Below are 14347 nucleotides of genomic sequence, written 5' to 3' on the forward strand. Positions count from 1 at the left end.
CGTTAGGATGATACCAGATAGAGCAATGAAAGCAAATTTGAGAACAGAGGTGTATCCTACATGAAAAAACTTAATATTGGTTTGCAATTGTTTACACTCCGTGATGAAACTGCAGCAGATTTTCGTGGTACGTTGCGTAAGGTAGCGGCCCTTGGATATGAAGGTGTGGAGTTTGCCGGATATGGCGATATTCCAGCTGAGGAAATGAAAGCGCTACTAGATGAACTTGGACTGAAAGGATTCAGCAGCCACGTTTCACTACATGCAATGCGCGAAGACTTGCAAAAACAAATCGATTACCTAAAAACAATTGGTGCACAATATATCATTTGCCCTTACCTGATGCCAGAAGATCGTCCTGAGAATGCAGAAGGTTGGACCAAGCTATTCGCTGAGTTACAACAATATGGAGCTGAAGCAGCGAAACAAGGGTTGATCTTCGGATACCATAACCATGACTTTGAATTCCACGGCCAGGTTGGCGATGCGAATGCCTTTGATGCCATGTTCGCTCAAACATCACCGGAAGCGGTAAAAGTGGAAATGGACGTATGTTGGGTACAATTTGCGGGACAAAATCCGATCGAGTATATTAAACAATATGCGGGTCGCTTGCCGCTGCTTCATCTGAAGGACTTCAGCAAAGACGAACAGGGCCAGATGAAAACACTGGAATTGGGACAAGGTTCGGTTGACCTGCCAGCTGTTATTGAAGGCGCTACGAATGCAGGCGTGGAATGGCTGATCGTGGAACAAGACGTATGTCAGAATCCTCCGCTTGAGAGCGTATCCAATAGCTACAACTGGTTGAAAGAAAACTACTTGAATCAATTCTAATGGACCATCGAACCATGAAAAATGCTAATCTATTTGTCAAAGGAGACTTATGTACATGAGTAAAATTAAAGTTGCTGTATTCGGCTGTGGAGCCATTGCCGAGCGCAGACATATTCCAGAGTACGCTGCCAATGAGAACGTAGAACTTGTCGCTTTTGCCGATCCGGTTGTGGAGCGTGCGGAGAAGATGGCCGAGACTTACGGCGGTAAAGCGTATTCCAGTTACGAAGAATTGCTTGCAAACGAAACAGTGGATGCCGTTAGTGTGTGTACACCAAACTATCTGCATGCGCCAATGGCGATTGCTGCTGCAAATGCAGGCAAGCATGTATTGGTTGAGAAACCAATGGCAGTATCCACTGAAGAAGGCGAGCAAATGATCGAAGCTGCCAAGAAAAATGGCGTGTATTTGATGGTTGGACACAACCAGCGTTTGATGCCTCCTCACGTAAAAGCAAAAGAAATTCTCGAATCCGGCAAACTCGGTAAAGTCCTGAATTTCCGTACATCATTTGGTCACCCGGGTCCGGAAGGATGGAGTGTGGACGGAGCTGAAAGCTGGTTCTTCCGTAAAGAAGAAGCGATTATGGGCGCAATGGGCGATCTGGGCGTGCACAAATCCGACTTCATCCGTTATCTGCTGAATGATGAAGTATCTGAAGTGGCTGGTTTCATCAGCACACTGCACAAGGAAGGCACTAAAGTTGACGATAACGCAACTTGTTTGCTGCGTATGAAGAGCGGAGCGATCGGAACGCTCGTAGCGAGCTGGACACAATACAGAGCTGGAGACAACAGTACAGTGCTGTGGTGCGAGAATGGTGTTATGAAGATCGGAACAGTGGAAGGCGATGAAGTTATCGTTGAGCTGACCAATGGTACAGTTGAGACGTACAAAGTTGGTGCCATGGCTACCAACGAGAAACAAGTGCCGAGTGGTGTAATTGACGCATTTGTAGAGTCGATTGTCACCCAAACACCTCCAGCGATTTCCGGGGAAGAGGGCTTGCGTTCCCTGCAAGTGATCCTGGCAGCATTCGAATCCGAGAAAACAGGTCAGATCGTTAAACTGTAATCCAACCGAATGACATTGCAATTTCTAACATTCTATATGGCTTAATCTACGATATAAAGGACTTACCTTCAGAGATGTGCTCTGGGGTAAGTCCTTCTGTATTTGTTGATGGAATGATTAATTTTCTTTAGGTGCCAGCCGGTACATCACTGCCCAGATCCAACCATGCGATTTCAGCAGGAGTAAGCGTGATGCGTGATCCTTCGTCACAGGAGAGCAGTTCTGCCTGATTCTGGGCTCCGATCAGCGCACAGGTTGGGAACGTCTGATTCAATACATAAGCAAGTGCAATCTGGATTGGTGTTGTTTTCTTGGAATTAGCCAATTGTTCAGCCCGATGCAACCGTTCCCAGTTATCATCACTGTAGAATACACGCACCAGATCTTCGTTATCCCGAACTTCAGGTGTGAATCTTCCAGTGAAGAAACCACGTGCTTGGGAGGACCAGGATAGCAATGGTAGTTTGGTTTGCTCATGCCATGCCAGCGTCTCTGCATCTGCTGACACACAGCCTTCCCAGAAAGGTTCGTTTGCTTTGGCGAGACTGAGATTTGGACTGCTGAATGTGAAGCCCTTCAGGCCATTTGCCGCAGCGTATGCATTGGCTTCCTCGAGCCGCTGCCAGGTCCAGTTGGATGCGCCAATTGCGCCGATTTTGCCGGATTCAATATGTTCGTTCAGTGCTTCAAGAATAACACTGACAGGGGTATTGGGATCATCGCGGTGCAAGGCATACATCTCTACGTGATCTGTCTGAAGACGCTCCAGACTTTCCATCAAGTCACTGCGGATGGCATCAGCGTTCACACGTGGCCCATTCTGGTCATGATGCGCGCCTTTGGTGAGAATGACGATCTGGTCGCGGTTACCACGTTCCTTCATGTAACGACCAAGGACTTCTTCACTCTGTCCACCACAATAAATATGTGCTGTATCTACAGTGTTACCGCCAATCGACAGAAAAGCATCCATGTTCGTAGCTGCTTTATCGTAGGCATTATGCACGAAATAATCGGTTCCTTTAATCAATCTGGAGACACGTTTACCTGTACCAGCAATTTCGATATATTCCATAAGTCAGTTCATCCTCTCAATTATAGTGTAATTCGTGTACGTTCTTCCGCTGAACGAAGGCAAGCTTCCAGTACTTTCATATTAGCTACCGCATCGGAAGGGGCGAAGCGCAGATCCTTGCCCTGAAGTACAGCACGTGCCATATCATCTCCTTGTAGAGAGTAGTGGTTCACTTGCGGGACTTCAATCTCTCTCCGTTCACCACCAGCCGTTACATAGAAGTTGGAACTGCGGTCCTGTCCGCTGATAAATGCCGAAGGGACTTCAATAATTCCTTCGGATCCCAATACCTCCAGCGTGTTGCGGAATGCTGCCCACATGCTGCTGTCAAACGTCACTCCAACGTGATTATCGAATTCCAGCAGTCCGGAAGCCATCATATCGACTTGATCATGCTCTGGGGAGAACATGCCAATAACAGTGGCTGCACTTGGTTCTTGACCAAGCAGCAGACGTGCTACGCTGATGGAATAACATCCGATATCATACAGTGCACCTCCGCCCCAATCCCGCCGAAAGCGGACATTGCCGGATGCATTGGAGTTATTAAATGAAAATGTGCTGTGCATACCACGAATCTCACCAATCTCACCGCTGGCAATGATATCCCGGATCTGCTCATATCGTGGATGATGGCGGTACATGAATGCTTCAGCCAGATGCACACCTGCATCTGCACAAGCTTGAACCATCTCCTGAGCTTCCTGTTCTGTCAGAGCCAGTGGTTTTTCGCACAAAATATGTTTGCCTGCTTCAGCAGCCCGGATCGTCCATTCCCGATGAAGATGATTCGGCAGTGGGATATATACGGCATCAATGGAATCATCAGCTAGCAAAGCTTCATAACTGCCATAAGCTTTGTCGATCCCAAGTTGTTCGGCCGTCTGTTTGGCTTTATCTTCGTCTCGACTGGCAATCGCGGTTACTTCATTTAACTCGGATTGCTGCAAGCCTGGAATGACGGATTCCACAGCAATGCTAGCGCTACCAAGAATGCCCCAACGCAATTTTTGAACTGAATTCATGTGTTGTATCCTCCCGTTTATGAATGTATATTGTGATTATAAAGAATAGATCAATGAATTAAAATGATAATATATTGAAGTTAGTTAACACAATATTGTTGATCAAGGAGAACCGGCTATGATGAGACAAACCGTATTGCTTACCCTGCAGGATATTCCATATTTTTGTTATCCCGAGTCCGTTGGACATTATATGGACCACGTCCAGCATGCCGTGTTGCGTGAGGCCGGCGCACTGAACAACTTTAATATTCACTACGTGGCTTCGGGCAAGGGATATGTGGAAGTGGACGGGGTGGTACATGAGCTTCGCGCAGGTCAGGCGTTTCTCTATTTCCCGCAGCAGCGGCAGCATTATTATAGTAGTGAAGATGATCCATGGGATGTACGATGGGTTCATTTTTACGGTGAACGTCTGCATGATTATATGATCGAGCGGGGGTTACATCGCAATCTATTGTGGACACTGCGGCAACGCAGCTCTTGGGAAGAGGCTCATCTGGCCTTGCTCACTGAAGCGGAACAGAACACCATGCTACGTCCAGCTCAGCTATCCACACTGACCTATGCCGTACTTGCCGAGTTCGTGCAGCATGCAGTACCTTTAAAGAGCACACGTACCACAAGTAAGGCGGAGAATCGGGTTCTTGCACTTCTTCCACAGATGCAGCAGGAGGCCTGTCAACCTTTCCTGTTGCAGGACTGGGCGGATCTCGCAGGTGTGAGTTCGTATTACTTTTGCAAAATGTTTAAAAGTGCTGTGGAGATGACGCCCATGGAATTTATCACTCGTTCACGACTACAGATGGCAAAGCAATGGTTACTCGAACGGCCTACGGCCAACATTGGACAAATCGCAGAGGAAGCGGGGTATCCCAATGCCAGTTATTTTAACCGCCAGTTCATGGCCCATGAGGGGATGACACCTACGGATTACCGCGGATTGTATCACAATTAACCCGTATCTTTTCGATGTTGCCAGCGCTTGAGGTATAGTGGTTTGACACAGAGCTCAATCAAGTCTATTATGGATAAATTAAATCCGTGTATAATGAGGTGCCCTCATGAAATATTCAAAAGCGACAAATTATGCTTTGCATACGATGCTTCATCTTGTAAGCACTGCCCCCGAACAGCTGGTTAGTGTACATCAACTTGCAGAATTGCAGAAGGTATCCCCAACCTATCTGTCCAAAATTTTGACCAAATTGGTTAAGGCGGGCATGATTGAATCGACTTCTGGCGCCAATGGTGGCTACCGGCTTAGTCGTAAAAATCCGGATCCTTCTTTCCTGGAGATCATTCATGCGATTGAAGGTCAGGCGTCCCTGTTCGAATGTTCCCAGAATCATAACGCAGGCTGTTTGATCCAGCAGGTGATGGTGCAGGCGGAAGAAGAGATGGAAAGTTTTTTGAACAATAAAAAAATGTCAGAACTGGCTTCCCAGATGAAGGGTGCACATTCCCTGTAACTTGCAGATAGAAGTGAACTTCAATCGACGTGGTTAACTCGTCTGGCACATAGGTATATCCAGATCTTTCCCCAACCTCGCGAGAGGTAAGGAAAGATTTTTTTGTATCGTTGTACCTAATAGAAGGCGAATGGTACAATAAGGAAGGTATAGTATGCATACATACATGATCCTAATCTTACATCACATTTTACATCTCTGGAGGGACAACACATGAGCCAATCAACGATCACAGGACTGGAACAATTGCTCGCGCTTGAAAACATTAGGAACACCAAGGCGCGTTATTGCCGCTATATTGATACGAAGCAGTGGGATACCTTGGGTGATGTGTTTGCTCCGGATGCAGTGGCCGATTTCAGCACAGAAGGCAATCCAATTCCGGTATTAACAGGCCGTGATACGATCGTACAAGTATTCCGTGATCTGGTGGATGTTGCCGTAACCGTGCATCATGTACATAGCGCCGAAGTTGAATTTGTATCTGAGAACGAAGCAAAGGTCATCTCCCCAATGGAAGATTGGGTTACGTTCCCGGAGGGCAATGAGAACAAATCCTTCCACGGATTTGGGCACTACCACGAAACTTTTGTCAAAATCGACGGACAGTGGTACATCAAACATACAAGTCTGAAACGTCTTCGTTTGGACCTGTTTGAATAGTATAATCAGTGTAGAAGAATATAGAAGTTGATCAACCGTAAAATAATAGCCCCGAGGAGCGTGATGAACGCGTCCTTGGGGCTGTTTTGTGTTAGTGGGATAGGGCAGCTGACTCATGCAGAGAAAAATGGGATAGAAAAAAGCCAGGTTCAGAACCCGAGGGTCCCTTCCTGACTTCTTTTGGTTAAATATAATGTTAAATTCGGTTACTTGTTTCCGTGACTTTACGTGACTGCATTCTCAGATACACCTGAGAGAAAATAACGGATGCCAGTGCGACCACAGTCATGCCCCAGAAAATATTGGTGTAAGCCGAGGAGAGTGGCAAGTTCTGCATCGCCGTTAATGCTACACCAGTGACAGCAACGCTGAAGGCACCGCTGAAGAACTGACTAAGTTGGAACAGCCCCATACCTGCGCCCACCTGATCCATGGTCAGATTGCCAGACAATTCATTGGACACGCTGGTGGTTAGGGAAGAGAAGCCAACGCTGAGCAGGACATACACGGCCATGATGGCGTAGATGTTATTGTCTGCAAATAAGGCGAATAACCCGGCAGCTGCCAGTAGCAGCCATGGTGCAAATTTCAACAGCAACGTATTGCCGTGTCGGTCAATCATGCGGCCGATCCGGTTGGACAGCAGCATGGACACGACTGCACCCGGGAAGATGACAAGCCCGGATTGAGCAGGTGTCAGTCCATATAGATGTGCCAAAATTTGCGGTAACAGGAACAACGTTGAGAAGTTATTAATGTACGATACAATTCCCAGCGAGCTGAGCATCATATATTTTTTGTCTTTAAACAAAGCAGGTTGAACAAATGGATCTGCCGCGCGCCGAATTCGGAGCCAGAACAGAAGCAGTGCCGCAGCACCGATAACAAGCGTGTACCACTGACGGGAAGTCAGGAATAACAGCACACCCGTAGTACCGATGGCAAGAAGCACGGCACCCAGCAGGTCAAATGAACCTTTTTGCGGTGTTTCCCGCGGGAGCAGTTTGAAGAATACAGGAATCAAGAATAACGTTAATCCCGTAACGATAAACAGATCATGCCATCCCAGAAACTGAGTAATACTTCCGCCGATGACGGGACCAAGTCCAAGCCCCAGTGAACTCGCGGACATGATGACAGCCATCGATTTACCCCGGCGATCATGTGGAATGTACCGGGTAATCAGCACAATGGCAAGCCCCGGAACCGATGCAGCACCCGCAGCCTGGATCAGACGTGCAATGAGCAAAATGATGAAATGATTACTGAAGAACCCGAGAACGGATGCCGCACCAAGTAACGTAAGCCCGGTCGTGAATAATGTGCGAATAGGTATGAAATCCGATAGACGTGAGAACGTAATCGAGGAAATGGCAAATACAATGGAATACCCTGTAACAATCCATGAAGAAGCGACGGATGTAAGCATAAATTCGGCTGCAATTTTGGGCAGGGCCAGATTAAACATCATTGTATTCATAACAACGAGTACAACGGTGAAGCCAAGCAAGCTTACAATTAATCCTTCCTGTATTCCGGTCCGTTCCCCTGATGATGCGGTTGCGGTGTTGTTCATAAAAACCTCCTAAAGTGATGTGTATTTCGCAACATTTCAGAAACGGTGTGTAACATTTGCAAAATGTAGTATGATGTCAATCCCGTGCCTAACAGCAGGGGTTACATAACGAAATCATTAAAGTTCGATTGGTGTCGAACATTAGAAATATATCATGGATCTGTGTTAAAATACAATGGATAGTCTGAGAAAAGGGGACTACAGTATGAAAATTTTACATCATCCACAGGTGTCAGATATTGAACTTTCCTCCGTATTGTATGCGTTAAGCGACCCGACCCGTCTTGGGATTGTTGCGGAAGCAGCGAGAAGCGGGGAGCGGCCGTGCAGTCATTTTCATGCACCTGTTGTGAAGTCAACGATGTCGCATCACATTCGTACCTTGCGGGAAGCCGGAGTTATTCGGGTCAGAGTGCAGGGCACTCAGCATTTTCTCACCCTGCGATCCGATGATCTGGAAACGCGCTTTCCAGGACTCCTGCAACCGTTATTGCAGGCCGCAGCTCAGTCGAGCACAGATCCTTCCTAAATGTTGTCCTTTCTTCAGGTCGAAGAGGGGACATTTTTATTTTCTTTTGAAATACTTCTAATACTGATGCGACACTCTGTGTCGTACCATGCCCTATATAATAACGGTGAACACACAAACCATATCGAAAAGAGGTTCACAACCATTGGCAAAAACTAAAAGAGGACGCGTTTTGTGGAGTCTTCCTTCCAGAGGCCGGGGAACATGCCCGGTGTGTAGCAGTACCCGAATTAAATTGTTGTATACGCAAACAAAAACAGACGGTACAAGTCTGAAAGTATGCAAGAAATGCTCCAAAGCCGTGCAATCCAGAGTGGATAAGGCACATGTATAACATAACTGGCCTGTTCTTCGGAACGGGCCATGTCTTTTGATATAATCGAATATATTAAGAATGGATGAGATGGGGGCGGGAAGATGAGTAACATGCATCGGATTCACTGGTTTGACGAACAGATTCGGGGTGGACGTTTTCCGAATAGCAGCTGGCTTGCCCGTGAATTTGAAATCTCCCGTCGTCAGGCTCAGCGTGATATTGAATATATGGCAAGTTCCTTGCGAGCCCCTTTGGTGTATATGGCAAAATATCGGGGCTATTGTTATGAGGATCAGACTTTTCGATTGCCCCATTTGTATATGACCGAAGAAGAGCAGCGTGTGCTGAAATATCTGGCGCATCGTTACCGGCATTACGATTATGATCAATCGGACGCGGTGAAACGTGTAGCGCATTTGCTGGAGCGTTTTACGTTGGAGGAACAACAGATGGGAAGTAGTGAGCTCCCAGTATTTTCGGCGCAACCGAAGCAGCTGCAATTCTTTGAATTGTTGTCCCACGCCATAACTGACTTGCGCAGAGTACATATTCATTACAGGGATCACGATGGAGAACGGCAGTTTTCCTTGTGTCCATTAAAGATGATATCCCAGTTTAACGCCGATTACGTGGTGGGTTATGAAGCAGATCCTGTGCAGCAAGTGGCGATTCGCTTGGAGGGCATTGTTCATGTATCGATCTTGGATGAGAGATTTGAGTACAGGTCAGATGCCCTTCTAGGTGGATGGGAAGAACCACTGCCTGTGCGTAAACCGTTTGTAGCTGAGATTCGCTTGAAGGAATTGCAGCAAATGGACCTATGGCAAGGGTATCGTATCCAGGCTAGGCACGATCAGATTTATTCAATTGAATTTTATGACACGGATGCTTTCTTACAGCATTTGTTTGTTAGCGAATGGGAGGAACTTTTGTCTCCTGGGTGGCTTAGACGCAAGCTTCAGCAAAGCGCAGAAGGATTAATTGACAGGCTCGCGATAAAACGTAAGCAAAACGTGGAATAAAGCAGCATAGAGAGGAGAAGATCCGTCCTTGGCAGAGAATATTTTAGATAACCTCATCATGAAGCGGGAGTCCAAATCGTACGTGGATAGTCTGCATGCGATACTCACACATACAGGCCAGTTTCAAGGTTCCAAGGTTGTACTTGCCGGATATACGGGCATGGCTTTCAAGTTGTCGGTGCATCGCAGACTACTTCCCATGTCGGTTACAGCGTATGGACAATGGGGGGAAGCACATCGTCCTGGAGTCGATAACCTGGGGATATTCACGATCTGGGATGCGGGACGTACACGTCATTCCACGTTCGGTTATTATCAGCAGGATGCAGTGAATTGGGTGAGACGGAGTATTGATGAAGGCAATGGTGTGATTTACTGGATTCCTGAGTTTGGTGTTATTCATGGATATGATGACAGTGACCGCATCTTTTATGTGCAAGACGGATGGAGCAAGGAACCGCAGATTTTGTTGTATGACAATTTCGGCTTAAACTTTACCGGATTTTGGTATTGTCAGGTGTTTGGTGATCAGGTCCGCATCCCTGAACAGCAGATGCTGCTGGAATCCCTGCGACTGGCGATTGAGGATTGGGATATTCCCTATCGTCTGTTACCTGATCAGAATATTGCTTCAGGTAAAAAGGCATATGATGTGTGGGTGGAGGCCCTGCGGAGTGGGGATTTCGATGAATCTGGTGCAGGTTATATTTTGGAATCCTTCTGCCATTCGCGAACCGAAATAAGGATGTATTTGCAGGGTGTTCGAGGGATATGGAACGAACTGGACCAGGCTTGTGCATGTTATGAACAGCTTGGGACGTTAATTGCCCAAATGAAAGGATATATAGTTCAGCAGGAGAATAGACGTATCTTGCGACCAAACACCACAGAAGATTTAGCACAGGTACTAGTGAAGGCAAAAGCATTGGAAGAGCAGGCTATTGATTATTTTCGAGTGATATCCAGGAAGTATCCTGACCGTAAAAGGTCCACTATACCACGGTGGGGAGCGCATTCTGCACGATAGGATGAGAGAGGAAAGGAGTGAAGGATGATGGCGACAAAAGTAGTATTGCAGGACTGGATTCAATCCCCGCAAGCTGTGAATTTTGCTGATGAATATAGATCATGGAGCGGTGTGAGCGCGTATACAGATGCGTTATATCGCATTTTATTACATAAAAAGTGGACGGTTTTTCCACACCACATGATTGCAGGTATGACAGCAAGTGCATTCCGATTAGTGGTGGATCGGCGTCTGACGTCAGAATCAATTTCGACATACAACTGGATGGCAGAGAACTTTGTCGCAGCAGACTTCATTGGTGTGACAACGGGACAACATGGTGGATTTTCATTTGAACCGACTTTTCCGCTCTATCAGAAGCAGGCTCTGCTGGATATCAAAGCTTCCATTGACCGGGGCGTAGGTGCGATTCTCTGGCACGATCAATTTGTCATTGTTACTGGATATGATGATGCGGAACGGGTGTTATTCATCTGTGAAAGTAAAGGTAATGAAATCATTCGTCTGCCCTATGATTCGTTTGGGAGGAACAGTACACCCTACTGGTATTATCAGGTTCTGGAAGCCTGTGCACCTATCGATTTATGGGAAGTCTGCAAGGAATCGTTAATCCAGGCCGTGTACAAATGGGAAACTCATGACTATATGCTGCCGCCCCAAGATTATGCCTGTGGGGCGGCTGCGTATGCCGCTATTGTTGCTGCTTTGCAGTCAGGAACATATGACGCTGAACAAGCGGCAACTGTACTTTGCTATTATGCCAAATCAAGATTGGATATTGCCTCTTATGTTGCAGGACTTAAGCATCTGTCCATTCAAATGGACCAGGTCATAGACGAGTATGAGCTACTCGCAAACCTGTACACAATGATCATTGAGGAAATAGACAACTCCATCTCTTGGGATTCGAGAGAACCGGAATGTGTGCAAAGGGTAATTGAGCTTATCCGGAAGGCAGGGGCTACGGAACAACGTGCCATTGATGCCATTAAACGTGCCTTTCCAGAGACGATAGGCAATCGTTTTAAGGATGTTGGATTAAGATGAATGGAGCATGATAGAGAAAATTGAAAAACTCAGCAGGAATAAAACCGGACAGGCGCAGCCGATCCGGTTTATTTGTATTGAACATATATGCACATCAACTCATGTGATCCACGCTAGTCATAACTTTTACAAGAAAAAATAACCAAAATTTTAATTTTGGGGTAATCCAAATCCCCTCTTGTTCCGAATATTATATTAGATGGTCTTTTTTGGATGATGATATTCAAGGACAACAGGGGGCGGGAGTATGGTACATAATCCGGAAACCATTCAGGAATGTATCGAGAATGCACGGCAAAGACTCTACCAGATTGCAAGTCAATACCCGGAACTATGGCATCCGGAGGTTATTCGCCAATCCATGGTGCTGGATGAGTTAATTAATGAATATAACAATGCAACTCGCGGGAGAACGATCTCGAATCAACTGAAATCATGATCTTTCTGAACAAAGAATTCCAAGAGGGGATTCCGTGTGTTTGCCTTACTCTTTTACCGCCCCGAGCACAATCCCCTTTACGAAGAAACGCTGCAAGAACGGATATACGAGCAGAATCGGCAGAGCCCCAATAAAGATCTGAGCCGCGTTCACCGTACGTTGAGACATGTTCTGGAGCTGCGTCGCATCCACGTTCATATTAGAGAAATCTTGCTGTACAATTATGGTCTGCATTAACGTGGCGAGTGGATATTTGGAAGCATCATTCATATAGATCAGCCCGTCGAACCAGGAATTCCATTGACCTACCATGGTGAATAAGGAGATCGTGGCAATGGCGGGCATGGATACAGGCAGATAGATTTTGAACAGAGTTGTGATATGGTTGGCTCCATCAATGAATGCGGCTTCTTCCAGCTCTTTTGGCACGTTACGGAAAAAGTTCATCATGAGAATCAGGTTCCAGACAGCTACCGCTCCCGGCAAAATGAGAGCCCACATCGTATTAATCAGTCCAAGCTTCTGGATCAAAATATAGGATGGAATCAATCCCCCGCTAAACAGCATCGTGAAGATGAAAAACCACGCATATAACGAGCGCCCCTTGAAGTGAAGACTCTCCTTGGATAACGGATAAGCCGTCAGGAAGACAAGTGTCATACTGAGCAGTGTTCCCAGAACAGTACGCTGGACTGAAATCCAGAGTGCACTGAGAAAGTTACTGTTACCAAATGTTTTGGTGTAGGCATCCACCGTAAAATCAATGGGCCAAAGTGTCACCAGATTGGCGGATGCTGCCGCTTTACCACTGAAGGAAACCGCCAGAATGTGGACCAGCGGCAGGATGCACAGGATCGAGACGGCCGCGATGAATATCAGGTTAAAGCCATTGAATATACGGTACCCGGTTGTTTTGTGATACACCTTGATTCCTCCTTTGCATTTTGCATAATTCGATTTGAATCGCTCGCGTGTACAAGATATAGACGAACTAAACCATTTCGATCTATATCTTGCTGATTGAAAGTCGCTGTCTGGATGTATGCAAAATGCCTCTTAAAAAATACGGTAATTGGCGATTTTGTATGCCATCCGGTATGCAGAGATGACCAGGAACATCGCGACAAATGATTTGAATAGTCCAACGGCGGTGGCAAAGCTCATTTTGCCATTGAGAATTCCCATCCGGTAGACAAAGGTATCGATAATATCACCTTTCTCATATACCAGCGGATTGTACAGGTTAAAGATCTGGTCAAAGCCTGCATTCAGGATATTGCCCAGCGATAATGTACCTACCACGATAATCATCGGCACGAGTGCAGGCAGTGTAATGTGCAATGTCTGTCTGAGTCGTGTTGCCCCATCCACCTCTGAAGCCTCGTACAATGCCGGGTTAATGCCCGCAAGTGCTGCCAGAAATACAATCGTACCGAATCCAAATTCCTTCCATACATCACTGACAACCACCGTGACACGGAACCAGTCGCCATCTCCCAGAAAGAAGATCGGTTCAACACCAGCCGCGGCTAACACCTGGTTTACCAGCCCACCTTCCGGTGATAACATATCGAGCAGAATGCCGCCCAGGACAACCCAAGACAGGAAATGGGGCAGATACACCAAGGTCTGTGAGAAACGTTTGAACGTAGAGTTTCGAACCTCATTCAGCAAAATGGCAAACACCACGGGGGCCACAAGTCCGGCCACGATTTTCATCGAAGCAATCAATACCGTGTTCCAGATGACCTGAACGCTGTCGGGATATTCGAACATGAACCTGAAGTTATCCCAGCCCACCCATTTGGATCCAGTGAACCCCAGCCACGGTTTGAAGTCTTGAAAAGCAATAATAATGCCGCCCATGGGCACATAGGCGAACAGTAATGTGAGCAGTACAGCGGGCAGCAGCATCAGATGCAGCGGCCACGTGCGTTTGAAATTCCAGCGGGTACGTTTGCGTGGATGGGGTGTCATTTTTCGCACCGGCGTATTGGTTGTCAACGGTTGTTCGATAGCCATCAGGGTCCCTCCTTTATCTCGTCCACCCCCGGCATTAATGAGGCAAGCAAACCTCTGCACAGAGTGGAGCAACTGAATTATAGCAACGGAAAAGGGTGGACTATAGAACAACATTTCAATGCGGATGTTGAAATATTAACTTGTTGATGGAAACGGAGGATTTCAAGTCACAGGAAAACGGGAGAATAAAAAATCATATAGAATTGTAAGGGCTTTCAATAT

General features: G+C 46.6%; 16 protein-coding genes. 11 read left to right on the plus strand and 5 right to left on the minus strand.

All coding sequences use genetic code 11. The features are described from left to right. The first annotated feature begins 60 nt into the window (after positions 1-60). Together MHB71_RS29140 and MHB71_RS29145 are read left to right on the plus strand one after the other, a co-directional pair. Positions 61-837 carry a sugar phosphate isomerase/epimerase gene (locus tag MHB71_RS29140; RefSeq protein WP_047841639.1) on the plus strand — a complete coding sequence of 259 codons (777 nt, stop codon included), beginning with the start codon at positions 61-63 and terminating at the stop codon, positions 835-837. 55 nt (positions 838-892) lie between these two features. Next, positions 893-1912 carry a Gfo/Idh/MocA family oxidoreductase gene (locus MHB71_RS29145; protein ID WP_036668128.1) on the plus strand — a complete coding sequence of 340 codons (1020 nt, stop codon included), beginning with the start codon at positions 893-895 and terminating at the stop codon, positions 1910-1912. A gap of 127 nt (positions 1913-2039) precedes the next feature. Here the strand turns inward: MHB71_RS29145 and MHB71_RS29150 are convergent, their stop codons facing one another. Further along, positions 2040-2987: an aldo/keto reductase gene (locus MHB71_RS29150; protein WP_340028304.1), complete on the minus strand. Its 948-nt coding sequence runs from the start codon at positions 2985-2987 to the stop codon at positions 2040-2042. A 20-nt stretch (positions 2988-3007) separates the two neighbouring features. After that, on the minus strand, positions 3008-4012 hold the full coding sequence (locus tag MHB71_RS29155; RefSeq protein ID WP_340028305.1) for a Gfo/Idh/MocA family oxidoreductase: 1005 nt from the start codon (positions 4010-4012) through the stop codon (positions 3008-3010). A 118-nt stretch (positions 4013-4130) separates the two neighbouring features. Here MHB71_RS29155 and MHB71_RS29160 point away from each other — a divergent pair, with 118 nt between their 5' ends. From MHB71_RS29160 to MHB71_RS29170, 3 genes are all read left to right on the plus strand, one after another. Next, positions 4131-4970 (plus strand): helix-turn-helix domain-containing protein, encoded by an 840-nt coding sequence (locus tag MHB71_RS29160; protein WP_036606789.1) that lies wholly within the window; start codon positions 4131-4133, stop codon positions 4968-4970. A 106-nt stretch (positions 4971-5076) separates the two neighbouring features. After that, positions 5077-5484 (plus strand): Rrf2 family transcriptional regulator, encoded by a 408-nt coding sequence (locus MHB71_RS29165; protein ID WP_017692155.1) that lies wholly within the window; start codon positions 5077-5079, stop codon positions 5482-5484. Between the two features lie 213 nt (positions 5485-5697). Next, positions 5698-6147 (plus strand): nuclear transport factor 2 family protein, encoded by a 450-nt coding sequence (locus MHB71_RS29170; RefSeq protein WP_074096526.1) that lies wholly within the window; start codon positions 5698-5700, stop codon positions 6145-6147. Positions 6148-6343: 196 nt separating this feature from the next. Here MHB71_RS29170 and MHB71_RS29175 read toward each other — a convergent pair whose 3' ends face one another. Then, positions 6344-7723, minus strand: coding sequence for an MFS transporter (locus tag MHB71_RS29175; RefSeq protein WP_237178186.1), 1380 nt, complete (start codon positions 7721-7723; stop codon positions 6344-6346). Between the two features lie 205 nt (positions 7724-7928). On the opposite strand from MHB71_RS29175, the gene MHB71_RS29180 reads away from it, so the two are divergent. The 6 genes from MHB71_RS29180 (at position 7929) to MHB71_RS29205 (ending at position 12103) form a co-directional block, all read left to right on the plus strand. After that, a complete protein-coding gene (locus MHB71_RS29180) occupies positions 7929-8252 on the plus strand; it encodes a helix-turn-helix transcriptional regulator (RefSeq protein WP_340028306.1) in 324 nt (107 codons plus the stop codon). 145 nt (positions 8253-8397) lie between these two features. Next, positions 8398-8586, plus strand: a complete 189-nt coding sequence (locus MHB71_RS29185) for a hypothetical protein (RefSeq protein ID WP_076253532.1) — start codon at positions 8398-8400, stop codon at positions 8584-8586. 83 nt (positions 8587-8669) lie between these two features. Then, a complete protein-coding gene (locus tag MHB71_RS29190) occupies positions 8670-9590 on the plus strand; it encodes a WYL domain-containing protein (protein ID WP_340028307.1) in 921 nt (306 codons plus the stop codon). A gap of 28 nt (positions 9591-9618) precedes the next feature. Then, positions 9619-10617, plus strand: coding sequence for a hypothetical protein (locus MHB71_RS29195; RefSeq protein ID WP_340028308.1), 999 nt, complete (start codon positions 9619-9621; stop codon positions 10615-10617). A gap of 24 nt (positions 10618-10641) precedes the next feature. Next, complete coding sequence (locus MHB71_RS29200) at positions 10642-11664, plus strand: hypothetical protein (protein ID WP_340028309.1); 1023 nt, start codon at positions 10642-10644, stop codon at positions 11662-11664. 247 nt (positions 11665-11911) lie between these two features. Then, positions 11912-12103: an aspartyl-phosphate phosphatase Spo0E family protein gene (locus MHB71_RS29205; protein ID WP_036668104.1), complete on the plus strand. Its 192-nt coding sequence runs from the start codon at positions 11912-11914 to the stop codon at positions 12101-12103. 45 nt (positions 12104-12148) lie between these two features. Here MHB71_RS29205 and MHB71_RS29210 read toward each other — a convergent pair whose 3' ends face one another. Next, complete coding sequence (locus tag MHB71_RS29210) at positions 12149-13027, minus strand: carbohydrate ABC transporter permease (protein ID WP_017692164.1); 879 nt, start codon at positions 13025-13027, stop codon at positions 12149-12151. A 132-nt stretch (positions 13028-13159) separates the two neighbouring features. Then, the gene (locus MHB71_RS29215; RefSeq protein ID WP_036668173.1) at positions 13160-14080 is read right to left on the minus strand and encodes an ABC transporter permease subunit; all 921 of its coding nucleotides are present in this window, start codon (positions 14078-14080) and stop codon (positions 13160-13162) included. Positions 14081-14347 lie beyond the last annotated feature (267 nt).

This window comes from Paenibacillus sp. FSL H7-0940, from assembly GCF_037979415.1.
Classification (GTDB): domain Bacteria; phylum Bacillota; class Bacilli; order Paenibacillales; family Paenibacillaceae; genus Paenibacillus; species Paenibacillus amylolyticus.